This is a genomic window from Frateuria sp. GZRe14, assembly GCF_051900395.1.
Lineage (GTDB): Bacteria > Pseudomonadota > Gammaproteobacteria > Xanthomonadales > Rhodanobacteraceae > Frateuria_A > Frateuria_A edaphi.
In genome coordinates this window covers 74,028-91,067 of record NZ_JBHZGJ010000002.1, presented here as the reverse complement: position 1 = coordinate 91,067, position 17,040 = coordinate 74,028, and the positions used below count along the sequence as shown (strand labels likewise).

Below are 17,040 nucleotides of genomic sequence, written 5' to 3'. Positions count from 1 at the left end.
CCTGGCCGGGCAGAGAGTAGAGGCAAACGGCGAGGCCGCACAGGGCCCGCACCACCGGAGCTGAGGTCATGAAGACGGGCAACGCATCGGCATATCAATCGGGCTTCGGCAACGAATTCGCGACCGAGGCGATCGAGGGCACCCTCCCCGAGGGCCAGAACTCGCCGCAGCGCGTGGCCCACGGCCTCTACGCCGAGCAGCTCTCCGGCACCGCCTTCACCGCGCCCCGGCACGTCAACCGCCGCAGCTGGCTCTACCGCATCCGCCCCGCGGCCGTGCACGCGCCGTTCGAGCCGCTGGCGCACGAGCGCTTCCATAACCGCTTCGACGAGGCGCCGGCCACGCCCAACCAGTTGCGCTGGGACCCGCTGCCAAGTCCCGCGCAGCCCACCGACTTCGTCGACGGCCTGGTCACCATCGCCGGCAACGGCGGCCCGGCCGAACAGGCCGGCATCGGCATCCATCTGTACGCGGCCAACCGCTCGATGGAGGGCCGCTTCTTCTACGACGCGGACGGCGAGCTGCTGATCGTGCCGCAGCAGGGCCGACTGCGCATCGCGACCGAACTGGGCGTGATCGAACTGGAACCGCAGGAGATCGCGGTGATTCCGCGCGGCGTGCGCTTCCGGGTCGAACTGCCCGATGGCGAGGCGCGCGGTTACGTCTGCGAGAACTTCGGCGCATTGCTGCGCCTGCCGGAGCTCGGGCCCATCGGCTCCAACTGCCTGGCCAACGCACGCGACTTCCTCACGCCCCGCGCGGCGTACGAAGACATCGAAGGCGACTTCCGCCTGATCGCCAAGTTCCAGGGCAGCCTGTGGCAGGCGAAGATCGGCCACTCGCCGCTGGACGTGGTCGGCTGGCACGGCAACTACGCGCCGTACAAGTACGACCTGCGCCGCTTCAACACGATCGGCTCGATCAGCTACGACCACCCGGATCCGTCGATCTTCACCGTGCTGACCTCCGGCAGCGACACGCCCGGTACCGCGAACATGGATTTCGCGATTTTCCCGCCGCGCTGGCTGGTGGCGCAGCACACCTTCCGCCCGCCGTGGTTCCATCGCAACGTGGCCAGCGAATTCATGGGCCTGATCACCGGCGTGTACGACGCCAAGGCCGAGGGCTTCGTGCCGGGCGGAGCCAGCTTGCACAACTGCATGAGCGGCCACGGGCCCGATGCGGCGACGTTCGAGAAAGCCTCCGGCGCCGACCTTTCGAAACCCGACGTGATCGGCGGCACCATGGCTTTCATGTTCGAGACGCGCAAGGTGATCCGCCCGACGCGCCAGGCACTGGAATCGCCGCAGCTGCAGAAGAACTACTACGAGTGCTGGCAGGGCATCGCGCGGCACTTCGAGCCGGGACGCGGTTGATGCGCCGGCTCGCGGGCGCCGTCTGCGCGCTGCTGCTCGCTGCCTGCGGCAGCAGCGAGCAGGCCAGTGCACCGGCGCTCGCGCCCGTCGCGGCCGCGACCAGTGGTGCGGCCGATACGGCTCCCGCAGGCATGGCACGCTACGACGGTTACGGTGACCTCCGGTTCGGCATGGACGAAAAGGCGTTCGCCGACGCATGGAGGGGCGAGCTCACTCGCCTCGGCCCACCGGGCCAGGCGTGCTTCTACCAGACGCCGAAGTGGGCGAAGACGCCCTCCGACTTCGCCTTCATGTTCGAAGGCGGCCGCTTCGTGCGCTACGACGTGGGCACGCTGAAGGAAACCGCGCCCGGTGGCGGCAAGATCGGCATGCACGCGGAACAGATCCGCACGTTGTACGGTGCGGGGGCCAGCGAGACACCGCACAAATACCTGCCTGGTGGCAGGGGGTTGCGCGTGACCGCCCCGCAGGGCATGGGCGTGCTGGTCTTCGAGACCGACGCGCAGGGCAGGGTGACGCGCTGGCGCGCCGGCGTGCCGCCGCAGGTCGATTACGTGGAAGGCTGTGGTTAATTTCAATCCGGAGTTCTCATGAAACTGGCAAGTCTCAAGGAAGGCGGCCGCGACGGCACGCTCATCGTGGTCAGCCGCGACCTCACGCAAGCGGTGACCGCCATCCACATCGCGCCGACGCTGCAGGCCGCGCTGGACGACTGGTCGAATGCGGCGCCGCGCCTGAACACCCTGTCCGAAGCGTTGAATGCCGGCGAAGTCGTGGGCGCGTTTGCGCTGGACATGGCCAACCTCGCCTCCCCGCTGCCGCGCGCCTACGAGTTCGTCGACGGCTCCGCCTACCTGCCGCATGTCGAACGCGTGCGTCGCGCGCGCGGCGCCGAGGTGCCGGCGAGCTTCTACAGCGACCCGCTGATGTACCAGGCCACCAGCGCCGGCTTCCTCGGGCCGCGCGATCCGGTGGTGGTGCCGAGCGAGGACTTCGGCATCGACCTGGAAGCGGAGGTGATCGTTGTCACCGACGACGTGCCGATGGGCGCCACGCCGTCCCAGGCCTCCGAGCACATCCAGCTGATCGGCCTGGTCAACGACGTTTCGTTGCGTGGCCTGATCCCGGGCGAACTGGCCAAGGGCTTCGGCTTTCTCCAGAGCAAGCCGCGCTCGGCGCTCTCGCCGGTGCTGGTCACGCCGGACGAACTGGGCGAGGCGTGGCGGGACGACAAGCTGCACCTGCCCATGCGCACCTGGCTCAATGGCAAGTGGTTCGGCGAGGCCGATTGCGGCGTGGACATGCAGTTCAGCTTCGCCCAGCTGGTCGCGCACGTGGCCAGGACCCGCCCGCTGACCGCCGGCACCATCGTCGGCTCGGGCACCATCGCCAACGAAGACACCAGCAAGGGCGCCTCCTGCCTGGCCGAGCAGCGCACGGTCGAAACCCTGCGCGACGGCAAGCCGAGCACGCCGTTCCTGAAATTTGGCGACCGCCTGCGCATCGAGATCACCGACGCCGCCGGCGCCTCGATCTTCGGCGCCATCGAACAAACCATCACGCCGCAGAAGGCATGATCGGTGCCGCCCGGGCGCACAGGCGCCTGGGCGGTACTGGCCCGCCGGCCATCGTTCACAGAAGGAGCCTGCCGATGCCGCATCCATTGCCTGCCCTTGCCGCTTTCGTCGCCGCGCCGCTGCTTGGCCTGGCCGTGCATGTCGCCTCGACGCATGCCGCCGGCCACCCGCCGGTCGCCCGCGCGGCGAACCTGCCGAACAACCTGTGTGCGTCCTGCCACGGCGGCGGGCGGGTGGCTTCCCGTGGCGGCGACGCGCTGGGCGTGCGTGATCTGGTAGCGACGCGCGCCTACCTGCAGGACGCGCCGCGGGGCTAGTCGCCCGCAAGACTCCCCCATCCGCCCCCGGCACGTTCTTCCCAGCGGAGAAGAATGTTCGCCTGCGCGGGAAGGGGCGAGGCGGGATGCCTCGGGAACGCGGCTTCCTCCGGCCTACGGGGGCCGTGCCGGCAGGTGAATGGGTGAACCTCGCCGGTCATTCGCCCGCGACCTTCTGTCCCGCCCGCCGCGCCCGTGCCTTGACCCGGATCAAGAGCGCCGCGCGCCGCGCCGGCACACTGGCCCCATGAACCACGCCATTGCCGCCCCCGCCTTCGATCCGGCGCTGATCGCCCGCTACGACACCGCCGGCCCGCGCTACACCAGCTACCCGACCGCGCCGCAGTTCCACACGCGCTTCGGCGAGCCGGCGCTGCGCGAGGCGATCCGCACTTCCAACGAGGAGCCGATCCCGCGCCCGTTGTCGCTGTATGTGCACGTGCCCTTCTGCATGAGCCCGTGCTTCTACTGCGGCTGCAACCGCGTGATCACGCGCGAGATCGCCAAGGCCGACCGCTACCTCGAACGCCTCTACCGCGAGATCGAGCTGACCGCGCCGCTGTTCGACCGCGACCGCCCGGTGCGCCAGCTGCACTTCGGCGGCGGCACGCCCAACTTCCTGGACCTGCCGCGCATGCGCGAGCTGATGGAATCGCTGGCGCGCCATTTCAGCTTCAGCAGCGAGCGCTCGCGCGAGTTCGGCATCGAGATCGACCCGCGCTTCGCCGACGGCGACTACATGCGCGGCCTGGGCGAGATGGGCTTCAACCGCCTCTCGGTCGGCATCCAGGACTTCGACCCGGCGGTGCAACAGGCGGTCAACCGCATCCAGAGCGTGGACCAGACGCGCGAGGTGATCGAGGTCGCCCGCGCATCGGGCTTCGTCTCGGCCAGCGTGGACCTGATTTACGGCCTGCCCAAACAGAACCTGGAGGGCTTCGACCGCACGCTGACCGAAGTGATCGCCCTTGAGCCCGACCGCGTCGCGGTCTACGGCTACGCGCACCTGCCGGACCTGTTCAAGGCGCAGAAGCACATCCACGCCGAAGAGTTGCCCGATCCGGCCACCCGGCTGGCGCTGTTCGGCCGCGCGCTGGAACGGCTCTCCGCCGCCGGCTACGTCTACGTCGGCATGGACCACTTCGCCCGGTACGACGACGAACTGGCCCGCGCCCAGCGCGAGGGCAGCCTGCAGCGCAATTTCCAGGGCTATTCCACCCATGGCGACTGCGACATCGTGGGCCTGGGCGTGAGCGCGATCGGGCGCGTGGGCGACACCTACAGCCAGAACGCGCGCGACCTCACCGGCTACTACGCCGCGCTGGATGCCGGCCGCCTGCCGATCGCCCGTGGCCTGGCGCTGGACGAGGACGACATCATCCGCCGCGCGCTGATCGGCGAGCTGATGTGCCACGGCGAGGTCGACACCCGCCTGTTCGGCGCCCGCCACCGGCTGCTGTTCGACGAATACTTTGCCGCCGAGCTGGCGCGCCTGCGCGCGCTGGCCGACGACGGTCTGGTGACGCTGGAAGGGCGCATGATCCGGGTGACTGCACGAGGGCGGCTGTTGCTGCGTAGCATCGCGATGTGTTTCGATGCCTACCTGCATGCCGAAGAAGCGCCACGCCGCTTCTCGCGCACGATCTGACCGGCCACAAGGCGTTGCTGATGCGTTTGGAAAACCAGGCGGGCCGCCTGCCCGAACCGCCCAGCCCGATCGCCGATGACGGCGACGAGGCCCACTTCTGCCGCACCTGCGCCTTCGCCGGCGCCTGCCAGGCGGTGGGCTACGGCAAGCTCGAACTGCGCGAGCTGCACTGCCTCGTCGAACACGTCGGCCCGTTCCGGGCCGGCGAATACGTGTTCCGCACCGGCAATCCGTTCCGCGCCATCTTCGCGGTGCGCTCGGGCACGGTGAAGACCAGCATGGTCGACAAGGAAGGTCGCGAGCAGGTGCTGGGTTTCTACCTTCCGGGCGAAGTGATCGGCCTGAATGCGATCTATCCGGAGCATTTCCCGTGCGACGCCATCGCGCTGGAAACCTCCTATTTCTGCCGCTTCTCCTTCCCGGCAATGAGCGCACTGGCCGCCCGCATGCCGGCGGTGCAGAGCCACCTGTTCCGCCTGCTCAGCAAGGAGCTGGGTTCGGCCAGCCTGCTGGCCGGCGACCACAGCGCCGACGAGCGCATGGCCGCGTTCCTTACCGACCTGGGCCAGCGCTACGCCGCGCGCGGCTTCTCCGGCACGCAGTTCCAGCTCAGCATGTCGCGCGGCGACATCGCCAACTACCTGCGCCTGGCCGCCGAGACGGTCAGCCGCGTGCTGAGCCGCTTCCGCGCGCAGAACCTGATCCAGGTGGAAGGACGCCAGCTCCTGATCCTGGATCCGGCCGGCCTGCACCACATCGGCCGAAGCCTGCTGCCGGACTGACGCCCTTGGGCGGCCGGTTGCCGGCGGTGCTGCTGGGTCTGTGGCTGGTCGCGACGCTCGCGCTGGGCATCGCTCCGTACGACCGCAACGACTGGCTGCTGGAGAACGCGCTGGTGGTGCTCCTGCTGGCGGTCCTGCTGGCCAGCCATCGGCAACGGCCGCTTTCGAACCTCGCCTGCGTCGCGCTGTTCGCCTTCCTGCTGCTGCACGAGGTCGGCGCGCACTACACCTACTCGCAGGTGCCATGGATGCAGTGGTGCAGGCGTTGACCGGTGAGGCGCCCGCGCCCGGACGCAACCACTTCGACCGCGCGGTGCACTTCGCCTACGGCCTGCTGCTGGCGCCGGCGGTGGCGGACTGGACGGCCCTGCGCACGCCGCTGCGCGGCCTTTCGCTGCGCGTGGTGGTGGTGGCGCTGCTCACAGCCGGCTCCGCGCTGTACGAGATGATCGAGTGGGCCGCGGCCGAAACCTTCGGCGGCGACCTGGGCATGGCCTATCTCGGCACCCAGGGTGATGCGTGGGACGCGCAGAAGGACATGGCGATCGCGCTCGCCGGCAGCCTGCTGTGGGCGGCCCTGCCGCGAAAGCTCAGTCGAGCCTGATCGGCTCGCCCATGCCGGGCATTTGCCAGTCCACGCCAAGCCCGGTCAACGCCTCGCCCATGCCGCGCATGCCGCGGTCGTACTCGCCATGCACCAGGAACACCCGCCGCCGCGGTGACTGTCCCAGCCAGTCCAGCAGGTCGGGGCGGCCGGCGTGGGCGGAGAAGCCGTTGATCGTCCACACCTGCGCGCGCACCGGGATATCCTCGTTGAACACGCGCACGCTGGCGGCGCCGTCGATGATCCGCCGCGCCAGCGTGCCCTGCGCGGCGTAGCCGGCGAACACCACGCTGCTGCGCTCGCGCCAGAGGTTGTGTTTCAGGTGATGGCGCACGCGCCCGCCGGTGCACATGCCCGAGCCGGCCAGGATGATGGCACCGCCGTCGATCGCGTTGATCGCCATCGACTCCTGCGTGCTGCGGGTGAAATGGAGGCCGGGCATGGCGAACGGGTCGCCATGCTGCAGCACCTGCAGGAATTGCGCGTCGAAACATTCCGGGTGCCGGCGGAAGATCTCGGTGGCCGAGATCGCCATCGGCGAGTCCAGGAACACGCGCACGTTCGGCGGCACCTGGCCGTCGCGCAAACCCAGGTGCAGGTAGTAGAGGATCTCCTGCGTGCGCTCCAGCGCGAAGGTGGGAATCACCACGTTGCCGCGACGCCCCACCGTTTCGCGGATGGCCTGGTACAGCTCGGCCACCGAGTCGGGCACCGACCGGTGCGGGCGGTCGCCGTAGGTGCATTCCATTGCGACGTAGTCGGCCGCTGGCGCGGGCACGGGGTCGCGCAGCAAGGGGCGGCCCGGATTGCCCAGGTCGCCGGAGAACAGCATCGTGCGCTGCCTTGCGCCATCGTCCAGCGTCAGCAGCACCTGCGCCGAACCGAGGATGTGCCCGGCGTCGAGGAAGCGCGCGCGGATGCCGGGCGCCACGTCGATGTCGTGCGCATAGCCCAGGGCCGGTTCGAAGAAGTCCATCGCATGCAGCGCATCGTCCAGCGTGTACAGCGGCTCGACCGCCTCCTCGCCGCGCCGGTCGCTCCGTGCCGCGCGGCGCGCGTCCTCCTCCTGCAGTCCGGCCGCATCCAGCAGCACCAGCCGCGCCAGTTCGCGCGTGGCCGAGGTGGCCAGGATGCGCCCGCGAAAGCCCTGCCGCACCAGCCGCGGGATGCGCCCGCAGTGGTCGAGGTGCGCATGGGTGAGCAGCAGCGCGTCAATGGACGCGGGCTCGAAGCCGAACGGCTCGGCGTTGGCCTGTTCGGTGGCGCGGTCGCCCTGGAACATGCCGCAGTCGACCAGCACGCGCCGGCCGTTGCATTCGATCAGGTGACACGAACCGGTGACCTGCTTGGCGGCACCGTGGCAGCTGTAGACGAGCATCGCATTGCTCCGTGGTAGCCCGGAAACTCTCGCACGATGCCCGCCGGCGCGCTTGACCACCGTCAAGCCGGGATGATGGGAAGCGCTTTACGAAAATGCGCGGCGCAGGGCTTCGAGCCAGGCGAGGACGCCGGCGAGCATGGCCAGCATGGCGCTGGCGGCCATGGCGCCGGGCAGGGCGAGGTCCATCACCGCGCGCAGGAACGGCACGCCGAATGCGGCTACCAGCATGAGCAACAGGGCGCCGGCCAGCCGGCCGATCCAGCGATTGCCCGGCGCCGATCGCGCCAGCACCGCGCGAGCCGGGTGGCGGTTGGCCAGGATCAGCAGGAACAGGCTCCCCAGCAGCGCCGCGAACACCGCGCCCCGCGCCTGCGCGGCGTTCACGCCCTCGTGCAGCAGCCATCCGAAGCCGAGCAACAGCACGGTTGCCACGCCCAGTCCCTGCACCACGGCGCGGCCCAGCCGAGGCGCGGCGAACGGCGACTCGCCCGCCGCGCGCGGTGGCCGCGTCATCACGTCGCCGGCTTCGGGTTCCGCCTCGAACACGATCGAGCAGGCCGGGTCGATCAGGAGTTCCAGCAGCACGATGTGCACCGGCATCAGCAGCACCGGCCAGTGCAGCAGGGCCGGCACCAGCGCCAACGCGATGATCGGCATGTGCACGGCGAACACGAAACCGGTCGCCTTGGCGATGTTGTCGTAGATGCGCCGGCCCTGGCGGATCGCCGCCACGATGCTGGCGAAGCTGTCGTCCAGCAGCACGAGCGCGGCGGCCTCGCGCGCCACATCGGTGCCGCGTTCGCCCATGGCGATGCCGACGTCGGCGGCTTTGAGCGCGGGCGCGTCGTTGACGCCGTCGCCGGTCATCGCCACCACCCGGCCGTCCGCGCGCAGCAGCTGCACCAGGCGCAGCTTCTGCTCGGGCTTGAGCCGCGCGCACAGGTCGACGTGGCGCAGGCGCTCGCGCAGCGCGTCGTCGTCGAGCGCCGCCATGTCCGTGCCGGTGAGCACCTCGGTGCGCTCGCCCAGACCGACCTGTCGGGCGATCGCGCGCGCGGTGGCGGGGTGGTCGCCGGTCATCATCAGGATGCGCACGCCGGCGGCGCGGCATTCGGCGATCGCGGCCGGCACCTCCGGGCGCGGCGGATCGGCGAAGCCGACCAGGCCCAGGAACTCGAAATCGAAATCGTGCTGGTTGGACGGCCACGTCTCGCCGGTCCACTGCCCGCGCGCCACGCCCAGCACGCGCAGGCCGCGCGCGGCCATCGCCTCGACCTCGTGCTGGATCGTCGCGGCGCGTTCGGCGGGCAGGTGGCACAGGTCGATCACCGCCTCGGGTGCGCCCTTGGTGGCAAGCAGGTGGCGCGTGCAGGTGTCGCAGGGGAACACCCGCGTCATCGCCAGGATCTGCGGCGAGAGGGCGTACTCCGCTTCGGCCGACCAGTCGGCATGCACGTGCTCGGTGTGCACCAGCCAGCGCAGGCCGAAGTGCTGGATCGCCTTCTCCATCGGATCGAACGGATCACTGGGCGTGGCCAGCATCGCGAACTCCACCAGCAGGTGGAACGTCTCGGCCAGCTCCGTGGCGCCCGCGTCGACGAAGCGCTCGCCGCCGACCGCCAGCTCCGCCACCTGCATGCGGTTCTGCGTGAGCGTGCCGGTCTTGTCCACGGCCAGCACCGAGATCGCGCCCAGTGCCTCCACCGCCGGCACGCGCCGGGTGAGCACCTTGCGTCGCGAGATGCGCCAGGCGCCCAGCGCGAGGAACACGGTGAGGATCACCGGTATCTCCTCCGGCAGGATCGCCATCGCCAGCGCGGTGCCGCCGAGCAGGCTCTCCAGGGGGCCGCGACCGTCCCACAACCAGGACAGCAAGGCGTAGGCCGCGGCCAGCGCCAGGCCGCCCATGGCGAGATAACGGATCAACCGGCGCGAGGCGCGCTGCAGCCCGCTCGGCGCCTCGCGCGTGTCCGCCAGCGCCTCGCCGATGCGACCGACCGCGGTGGCGCCGCCGGTGGCGTTGACGCGGGCGACGCCCAGCCCGCGCGTTACCACCGTGCTGGCATGCACCGCCGCTTCGCCCTCGCTCTGGCGCGTCACCGGCACCGATTCGCCGGTCAGCAGTGATTCGTCGACCTCCAGGCGGCCTTCCAGCAACGTGGCGTCGGCCGCGATGCGATCGCCTTCGCGCAGCACCAGCAGGTCGCCCGGCACCACGTCGGCGCCGGCCACGCGCAGCTCCTCGCCGCCACGGATCACCAGCGCGCGCGGCGCGGAAAGTTCGCGCAGCGATTCGAGCGCGCGCTGGGTCTTGCGCTCCTGCAGCAGGGTGATGCCGATCACCACGAACACGGCCGAGAGCAGGAACGCCGCCTCGGCGCGGTCGCCCAGCGCCAGGTAAAGGCCGCCGGCGCACAGGAGCATCAGGAACATCGGCTCGGACAACACGCCCAGCACGATCGCGCCGAAGCTCTTGGGCGTGCTGCCGGGCAGCAGGTTGGGACCGTGCGCGGCCAGCCGGCGCGCCGCTTCGGCCGGGTCCAGGCCGAGGCGTGCGGCCGCCTGCGCGCGCTCGGCGGTGACCATGGCGCTAGCGGTCGACCAGCACGGGAACGTCCGATTCCAGAATCACGCGCTGCGCCTCGCTGCCCAGCAACAGTCGGTCCAGCCCGCGCCAACCGTGGCTGCCCATCACGATCAGGTCGCAGCCCTCGCGCCGCGCGACCGCGACGATGACGCGGTGCGGCCTGGGGTCGGTTTCCAGGCTGCACTGGCAAGGCACGCCGGCAGCGTCGGCGCGCTCGCGCACGGCGGCCAGGTAGCGGGCGCCCGCTTCCTCGGCGCTGTCGGCATATTCGGCGTCGCTGGTGGCGATGATCTCGTTGAGGAACGGCACCGCCGGCAGCGGCACCACCACGTGCAGCGCGTGCACGCGCGCGCCGAGCTGGCGGGCCAGCGCGATGCCGGCGTCGGCGGCGCGCAGCGAAAGGTCCGAGCCGTCGATGGGCAGCAGGATGTGCTTGTACATGGATCTCTCCAGGGTCAGCGACAGGTATAGCCGCCGTCGATCACCAGCTCGCTGCCGGTGACGAAGCGGGATTCGTCCGAAGCCAGGTAGACCACGCCCCAGGCGATGTCGTCCGGCTCGCCCAGGTGCCCCAGCGGGTGCAGCGCGGCGGTATCGCGCCGGTGCTGCTCCACGTCGCCGCCCATCGCGGCGATGTGCTGCTCGACCATCGGCGTCCAGATGAAGCCCGGGTGGATCGAGTTCACGCGGATGCGGTCGGCGGCGTAGATCAGCGCGTCGGTCTTGCTCATCAGCCGCACCGCGCCCTTGGAGGCATGGTAGGGCGGCACGTCGGGCGCGCCGACCAGGCCGTAGATCGAGGACAGGTTGATGATGCTGCCGCCGCCGGCCGCGCGCATCGGCGCGATCGCATGCTTGGTGCCGAAGAACACGCCCTTGACGTTGACCGCCTGCACGCGGTCCCACTCCGCTTCGGTCAGTTCGTGGGTGGGCTTGTTCGCGCCGGAGATGCCGGCGTTGTTCACCAGCACGTCCAGCCGGCCGAACGCGGCCACGGTCGCGGCGACGGCGGCGGCCACCTCCGTTTCGACCGACACGTCGGCATGCAGGTAGCGCGCGCTGTCGCCGAGTTCGGCGGCCAGCCGCTGCCCGGCGTCGTCGTGCACGTCCACGATCGCCACGCGCGCCCCCGCTTCCACCATGCGCCGCGCGCAGGCCGCGCCGATGCCTACGGCGCCACCGGTGACCAGTGCGGTCTTGCCATCGAGCCTGCCCATGACCGGATCCTCCTCTTCAGACGTGAAGCGAGCATGGATCGGGCGACTCCGGGCGATGCTGACCTGCGTCAACCGGCGCGGGGGCCGATTGACGCAGGGCCGATTGACGCGGGACTGATTCAAGTCACGGCCGCGGCGATGGGCGCGCGGGAGAATCGCTCGCATTTCCACCCTTGCGAGCCCCGCATGCGCGAATCCGCCACCACCGGCAGCACGTCCCCGCCCATCGCCACGCTGCTTGCCGCCGCCCCGCACCGCCCGCTGTTCCTCGCCGGTGCGCTGGCGGTGTTGACCAGCATGGCCTGGTGGGCGCTGGAGCTGGCTTCGATGCGCTTCGGCTGGCATGGCTGGCCGCAGCCACCGGTGCCGCCGGGCTGGGCGCACGCGATGCTGACCCAGTACGGCATGCTGCCGATGTTCATGTTCGGCTTCCTGCTGACCACGTTTCCCAAATGGCTCAGCCGGCCATCCATACGGCCGCGGCGCTACGTGGCGGTGGCCGGCTCGGTGTTCGCCGGATACCTGCTCTCGCACATCGGGTTGCTGGACATGCCATGGGTACTGCGCGCCGGCATCGCGCTGATGCTGACCGGGTATCTCGTCGGCGTGGTCACGCTCGCCGGCGTGCTGCGCGCGTCGGAACAGCGCAACCAGCACGCCTGGTCGTGCCTGGCGGCGCTGTGCCTGGGCGCGCTGGGGCTGGCGGCATTCCTGGGCTTCCTGCTCGGCGCGCCGGCGCACTGCGCGCGCTTCGCGATCAAGCTGGGCACCTTCGGCCTGCTGGTGCCGGTGTACTTCACGGTGGCCCATCGCATGCTGGCCTTCTTCAGCGGCAACGTGGTGAAGGGGTACGTGGTGCGCCGCCCGGCCTGGAGCCTGCCGCTGATGTGGCCGCTGCTGCTGGCGCACCTGGCGCTGGACCTGGCCCACGCGCAGGCGTGGCTGTGGGTCGTCGATGCGCCGCTGGCACTGTTGTTCGGCTGGCATGCGATCGCCTGGCAGCCGTGGAAGGCGACGCGCCCGGGCCTGCTCGCCGTATTGCATCTTGCCTTCGCCTGGCTGCCGATCGCGTTCGTGCTGTACGCGGTGCAGAGCCTGTGCCTGTTCGCCGGGCACGGGCCGGTGCTCGGCCTGGCGCCGCTGCACGTGCTGACCATTGGCTACTTCGGCTCGATGCTGGTGGCCATGGTCACCCGCGTCACCCAGGGCCATTCCGGCCGGCCGCTGCAGATGGGCGCCGTGCCCTGGGCCTGCTTCGTGCTGCTGCAGGGCGTCGTGCTGCTGCGCGTGTGGGCGGAGCTCGCGCGCGACAGCTACCTGTGGCTGGTCGTGGCCGCCTTTGGCTGGCTGGTGGCCTTCCTGCCCTGGGTGGTGCGCTCGGCCTGGATCTACCTGACCCCTCGCGTGGACGGCAGGCCCGGCTAGGGCTGACGCCACGGCAACACTGTTCTGTGGCAGGGTGACGCAGCAGGCCGGTTCCGGCAGTGGGCCTGACGCAGGTCAAGCGCGTCAGTGGCCCGGAATCTAGCCTGATCCCCGGGAACCACAGGAGCGATTCCTCATGTCACGAAGGCTGTCCCTCTTGCTCGCGGCCGCCAGCATGCTGGCCCTGGTCGCCTGTTCGGACAAACCCTCCGCCAGTGCCGGCGAGCCAGCCGTGGCCAGCGCGGCTTCCGCACCGGTGCCCGCACCGACCGACTTCGGCCCGCCGCAGGGCGAGCCGATCCACGCGGTGCTGACCAGCCCGCCGCACGTGCCGCCGCCGATCCACCGCAACTACCCGGCGAAGGTCATCGTCGAGCTGGAAGTGATCGAAAAGGAGATGCCGATCTCCGAAGGCGTCACCTACACCTACTGGACCTTCGGCGGCACCGTCCCGGGCAGCTTCATCCGCGTGCGCCAGGGCGACACGGTCGAGTTCCACCTGAAGAATTCGCCGACCAGCAAGATGCCGCACAACATCGACCTGCACGGCGTGACCGGTCCGGGCGGTGGCGCGGCGTCGAGCTTCACCGCGCCGGGGCACGAGTCGCAGTTCACCTTCAAGGCGCTCAACGCCGGCATCTACGTCTACCATTGCGCCACCGCGCCGGTGGGCATGCACATCGCCAACGGCATGTACGGCCTGATCCTGGTCGAGCCGCCGGAAGGCCTGCCCAAGGTCGATCACGAGTACTACGTGATGCAGGGCGACTTCTACACCACCGGCAAGTACCGCGAGAAAGGCCACCAGCCGTTCGACATGGACAAGGCGATCGACGAGCGCCCGACCTACGTGCTGTTCAACGGCCACGAAGGCGCGCTCACCGGCGACAAGGCGCTGACCGCGAAGGTGGGCGAATCGGTGCGCCTGTTCGTGGGCAACGGCGGCCCGAACCTGGTCTCCAGCTTCCACGTGATCGGCGAGATCTTCGACCGCGTGCAGCAGGAAGGCGGCCTGCATCCGCAGGAGAACGTGCAGACCACGCTGATCCCCTCCGGCGGCGCGGCCATCGTGGAGTTCCACACCGACGTGCCGGGCAGCTACGTGCTGGTCGATCACTCGATCTTCCGCGCGTTCAACAAGGGCGCGCTGGGCATCCTGAAAGTGGATGGTCCGGAGAACAAGGCGATCTACTCGGGCAAGGAGGTCGACTCGGTCTACCTGGGCGACCGCGCCGAACCGAACCTGCATGCGGTGACCACCGCGGCCAAGGCCAACGCCGCCGGCACGCTCAGCAAGGAAGACCAGGTTGCCGCCGGCAAGCAGCTCTTCACCGGCACCTGCTCGGTCTGCCACCAGGCCAACGGCGAAGGCCTGCCGGGCGTGTTCCCGCCGCTGGCCAAGTCCGACCTCGTGGCGAAGCTGGTGAAGGAAGACAAGGACAAGCTGATCGCGATCCCGCTGCACGGCCTGACCGGCAAGGTCACGGTCAACGGCAAGGAATACGACTCGGTGATGCCGCCGATGACGCAGCTGACCGACGACGAGGTGGCCAACCTGCTGACCTACGTGCTCAACAGCTGGGACAACCCGGGCGGACAGGTGACCAAGGAAGAGGTGGCCAAGGTCCGCGCGCAACCGGCCCCGGCGCCGGCCGCGGAGCACTGAGCGATGCGCCGGCGTCCTTCCCTTTCCAGGCTCGGGCTGGTGCTGTTCGGGCTGCTGCTGGCCGGGCCGATCCTGGCGGCGGACGGCGCGCCGGCGAATTACCGGCCGTTGCCGGGCGGCGAGTTCGCCAGCGTGCTCCCGGCTGACGGAAAGACGGCGCCGGCCGTCCTCAAACCCTTCCGCCTGCGCACCGAGCCGGTGACCAATGCCGAGTTCCTTGCCTTCGTCAAACGCCACCCGGAATGGCGGCGCGATCGCGTGCCGAGCGTGTTCGCCGACGGTCGTTACCTGGCCCAATGGGCCGCGCCGGACCAGCTCGGCCCCGACGCGCTGCCGCGCCAGCCGGTGACGCAGGTGAGCTGGTTCGCCGCGCAGGCGTACTGCGAGAGCGAGCACGCCCGCCTGCCGACGTGGTACGAGTGGGAATACGCCGCTGCCGCGGACGCCACCCGCGCCGACGCGCGCAGCGATCCGGCGTGGCGCGAGCGCGTGCTGTCCTGGTATGCGCGTCCCTCCACCGACGCGCTGCCGCCGGTCGGCGGCAAGCCGGACGTCCACGGCGTGCGCGACCTGAACGGCCTGGTGTGGGAGTGGGTGGAAGACTTCAACGCGATGATGACCAGCGCCGACAGCCGCGAGCAGGACGGCGCCAACAAGCTCAAGTTCTGCGGCGCCGGCGCCATCACCATGGAACAGAAGGAGAACTACGCCACGCTGATGCGCGTGGCGATGCTCTCCTCGCTCAAGGCTACCGATACCACCGCCAACCTGGGCTTCCGCTGCGCCCGGCCGGAGTGAACCCGTGAAACGACTGCTTTTGACGCTGCTTGCCCTGCTGCTCGCCGCCCCGGTTCAGGCGGCCTCCCCGCTGCCGTCCGATTCGATCTACCAGTTGCCGGTGCCGTTGACCGACCAGGACGGCCACGTCGCGCCGCTCGCCGCAGGCCGCGGCACGCCGCGGATCGTCAGCATGTTCTATACCTCGTGCACGATGGTCTGCCCGATGATCATCGACACCATGAAGGCCACCCGCCGCGCCGCCGGCGAGCCGGCCGACCTGCACCTGCTCGCGGTGAGCTTCGACCCCGAGCGCGACGACGTGGACGCGCTGCGCCGCTATGCCGCCGCGCACAAGCTGGACTTGCGCTGGTGGACGCTGGCGCGCACCGCGCCGCAGGACACCCGCTCGCTCGCTGCGTTGCTGGGCGTGCAATACCGCAAGCTGCCCGACGGCGAGTTCAACCACTCCAGTGCCCTGTTGCTGCTGGATGGGGACGGGCGCATCGTGGCGCGCACCAACATCATCGGACGTACCGATCCGGAGTTCGTCGCCGCCGTGCGCAAGGCCACCGGATCGAAGTAGGGTGGGCTCGCCCACCATCGCGCGACGCCTGGTGGGTTGAAGCCGCCCCACGAAGATCCGGCGTTGATGCAGGTCATGGCCTCGGGGTGCGGCGCGGCGCAAGCTGCGGTCAGTCCCGAACGAGGCCCGAGCATGGCCGCCTGGTACCCCTGGATCCTGTTGCTGCACCTGTCCTGCGCCATCGTATTCGTCGGCGCGGCCGCGTTCGAGGTGCTGGTGCTCGAAGGCCTGCACAAGCGCTTCGACGCAACCACGATGGCCGACATCGAACAGGCGGTGATGGCGCGCGTGCGACGCTTCATGCCGGTCGTGGTGCTGCTGCTTTTCCTGAGCGGCGGCATGCTGTTCGACATCCGCTGTGACGGCGTCACCTGCGTCGGCACGCGCTTTGGCTGGTTCCTGCTGCTCAAGGTGGCGCTGGCGTTCGGCGTGCTCGGGGTGTTCGTCAACGCGGTATGGGCCGGCGCGCGTGGGCGCATGAGCGTGTGCCGCTTCCGCCACACCCACCGCGTGGTGCTGGCGTTGATGGTCGGCATCGTGTTCCTGGCCAAGACCATGTTCTACTTGTAGGTCTCATCCCCAGGAGGAAGCGTCATGTCGCAAGTGAAGTTCAAGGGCGAACTGGTCGAAGTCAGCGGCGCGTTCCCGGCCAAGGGCACGCAGGCGCCGGCGTTCACGCTGGTCGGCAAGAGCCTGGCCGACGTGGCGCTGTCCAGCTACGCGGGCCAGCGCAAGGTGCTCAACATCTTCCCCAGCATCGACACCGGCGTGTGCGCCACCTCGGTGCGCCGCTTCAACGAATTGGCGGCGAAGCTCAGCGACACCGTGGTGCTTTGCATCTCGGCCGACCTGCCGTTCGCGCAGGCGCGCTTCTGCGGCGCCGAGGGGCTGGAGCGCGTGGTGACGCTCTCGACCATGCGTGGGCGCGAGTTCCTCAAAGACTATGGCGTGGCGCTCACCACCGGCCCGCTGGCCGGCGTTGCCGCGCGCGCGGTCGTGGTGCTGGACGCGGACAACCGCGTGCTGCACGCGCAGCTGGTCGACGAGCTGACGAACGAGCCCGACTACGACGCCGCGCTGGCCGCGCTGGGCTGAGC

General features: G+C 70.0%; 18 protein-coding genes. 14 read left to right on the top strand and 4 right to left on the bottom strand.

Going from position 1 to position 17,040, the window contains the following annotated elements:
• Positions 1–68: 68 nt before the first annotated feature.
• From hmgA to ACFWZ1_RS14545, 8 genes are all read left to right on the top strand, one after another.
• Positions 69–1,376, top strand: a complete 1,308-nt coding sequence (gene hmgA, locus ACFWZ1_RS14580) for a homogentisate 1,2-dioxygenase (protein ID WP_439666973.1) — start codon at positions 69–71, stop codon at positions 1,374–1,376.
• Complete coding sequence (locus ACFWZ1_RS14575; RefSeq protein WP_439666972.1) at positions 1,376–1,948, top strand: lectin; 573 nt, start codon at positions 1,376–1,378, stop codon at positions 1,946–1,948. The genes hmgA and ACFWZ1_RS14575 overlap by 1 nt, the downstream gene beginning before the upstream one ends.
• 18 nt (positions 1,949–1,966) lie before the next feature.
• Complete coding sequence (locus ACFWZ1_RS14570; RefSeq protein ID WP_439666971.1) at positions 1,967–2,953, top strand: fumarylacetoacetate hydrolase family protein; 987 nt, start codon at positions 1,967–1,969, stop codon at positions 2,951–2,953.
• A gap of 74 nt (positions 2,954–3,027) precedes the next feature.
• Positions 3,028–3,270 (top strand): hypothetical protein, encoded by a 243-nt coding sequence (locus tag ACFWZ1_RS14565; RefSeq protein ID WP_439666970.1) that lies wholly within the window; start codon positions 3,028–3,030, stop codon positions 3,268–3,270.
• 247 nt (positions 3,271–3,517) lie between these two features.
• Positions 3,518–4,918: an oxygen-independent coproporphyrinogen III oxidase gene (hemN, locus tag ACFWZ1_RS14560; protein WP_439666969.1), complete on the top strand. Its 1,401-nt coding sequence runs from the start codon at positions 3,518–3,520 to the stop codon at positions 4,916–4,918.
• 20 nt (positions 4,919–4,938) lie between these two features.
• Positions 4,939–5,700 (top strand): helix-turn-helix domain-containing protein, encoded by a 762-nt coding sequence (locus ACFWZ1_RS14555; RefSeq protein ID WP_209615402.1) that lies wholly within the window; start codon positions 4,939–4,941, stop codon positions 5,698–5,700.
• Positions 5,701–5,705: 5 nt separating this feature from the next.
• The gene (locus tag ACFWZ1_RS14550; protein ID WP_439666968.1) at positions 5,706–5,969 is read left to right on the top strand and encodes a DUF2238 domain-containing protein; all 264 of its coding nucleotides are present in this window, start codon (positions 5,706–5,708) and stop codon (positions 5,967–5,969) included.
• Entirely contained in the window at positions 5,945–6,304 is a 360-nt protein-coding gene (locus ACFWZ1_RS14545) for a DUF2238 domain-containing protein (protein ID WP_439666967.1), read from the top strand. The genes ACFWZ1_RS14550 and ACFWZ1_RS14545 overlap by 25 nt, the downstream gene beginning before the upstream one ends.
• Here ACFWZ1_RS14545 and ACFWZ1_RS14540 read toward each other — a convergent pair.
• The 4 genes from ACFWZ1_RS14540 to ACFWZ1_RS14525 form a co-directional block, all read right to left on the bottom strand.
• Positions 6,291–7,682, bottom strand: a complete 1,392-nt coding sequence (locus ACFWZ1_RS14540) for an MBL fold metallo-hydrolase (RefSeq protein WP_439666966.1) — start codon at positions 7,680–7,682, stop codon at positions 6,291–6,293. The two genes, ACFWZ1_RS14545 and ACFWZ1_RS14540, sit on opposite strands and share 14 nt — an antisense overlap.
• Positions 7,683–7,769: 87 nt before the next feature.
• A complete protein-coding gene (locus ACFWZ1_RS14535; RefSeq protein ID WP_439666965.1) occupies positions 7,770–10,271 on the bottom strand; it encodes a cation-translocating P-type ATPase in 2,502 nt (833 codons plus the stop codon).
• A 4-nt stretch (positions 10,272–10,275) separates the two neighbouring features.
• Complete coding sequence (locus ACFWZ1_RS14530; RefSeq protein WP_231321554.1) at positions 10,276–10,713, bottom strand: universal stress protein; 438 nt, start codon at positions 10,711–10,713, stop codon at positions 10,276–10,278.
• A 14-nt stretch (positions 10,714–10,727) separates the two neighbouring features.
• Positions 10,728–11,489 carry a glucose 1-dehydrogenase gene (locus ACFWZ1_RS14525; protein WP_231321553.1) on the bottom strand — a complete coding sequence of 254 codons (762 nt, stop codon included), beginning with the start codon at positions 11,487–11,489 and terminating at the stop codon, positions 10,728–10,730.
• Positions 11,490–11,675: 186 nt separating this feature from the next.
• Between ACFWZ1_RS14525 and ACFWZ1_RS14520 the strand changes: the two genes are divergently transcribed.
• The 6 genes from ACFWZ1_RS14520 to tpx all read left to right on the top strand — a co-directional run bounded on the left by ACFWZ1_RS14520 (position 11,676) and on the right by tpx (position 17,038).
• Entirely contained in the window at positions 11,676–12,914 is a 1,239-nt protein-coding gene (locus tag ACFWZ1_RS14520; RefSeq protein ID WP_439666964.1) for an NnrS family protein, read from the top strand.
• A gap of 136 nt (positions 12,915–13,050) precedes the next feature.
• Entirely contained in the window at positions 13,051–14,580 is a 1,530-nt protein-coding gene (nirK, locus tag ACFWZ1_RS14515) for a copper-containing nitrite reductase (protein ID WP_439666963.1), read from the top strand.
• Positions 14,581–14,583: 3 nt separating this feature from the next.
• A complete protein-coding gene (locus tag ACFWZ1_RS14510; protein WP_439666962.1) occupies positions 14,584–15,378 on the top strand; it encodes a formylglycine-generating enzyme family protein in 795 nt (264 codons plus the stop codon).
• Positions 15,379–15,382: 4 nt separating this feature from the next.
• Positions 15,383–15,943 carry an SCO family protein gene (locus ACFWZ1_RS14505; protein ID WP_439666961.1) on the top strand — a complete coding sequence of 187 codons (561 nt, stop codon included), beginning with the start codon at positions 15,383–15,385 and terminating at the stop codon, positions 15,941–15,943.
• 132 nt (positions 15,944–16,075) lie between these two features.
• Complete coding sequence (locus tag ACFWZ1_RS14500; protein WP_439666960.1) at positions 16,076–16,513, top strand: CopD family copper resistance protein; 438 nt, start codon at positions 16,076–16,078, stop codon at positions 16,511–16,513.
• A gap of 24 nt (positions 16,514–16,537) precedes the next feature.
• On the top strand, positions 16,538–17,038 hold the full coding sequence (gene tpx / locus ACFWZ1_RS14495) for a thiol peroxidase (RefSeq protein ID WP_439666959.1): 501 nt from the start codon (positions 16,538–16,540) through the stop codon (positions 17,036–17,038).
• Positions 17,039–17,040 lie beyond the last annotated feature (2 nt).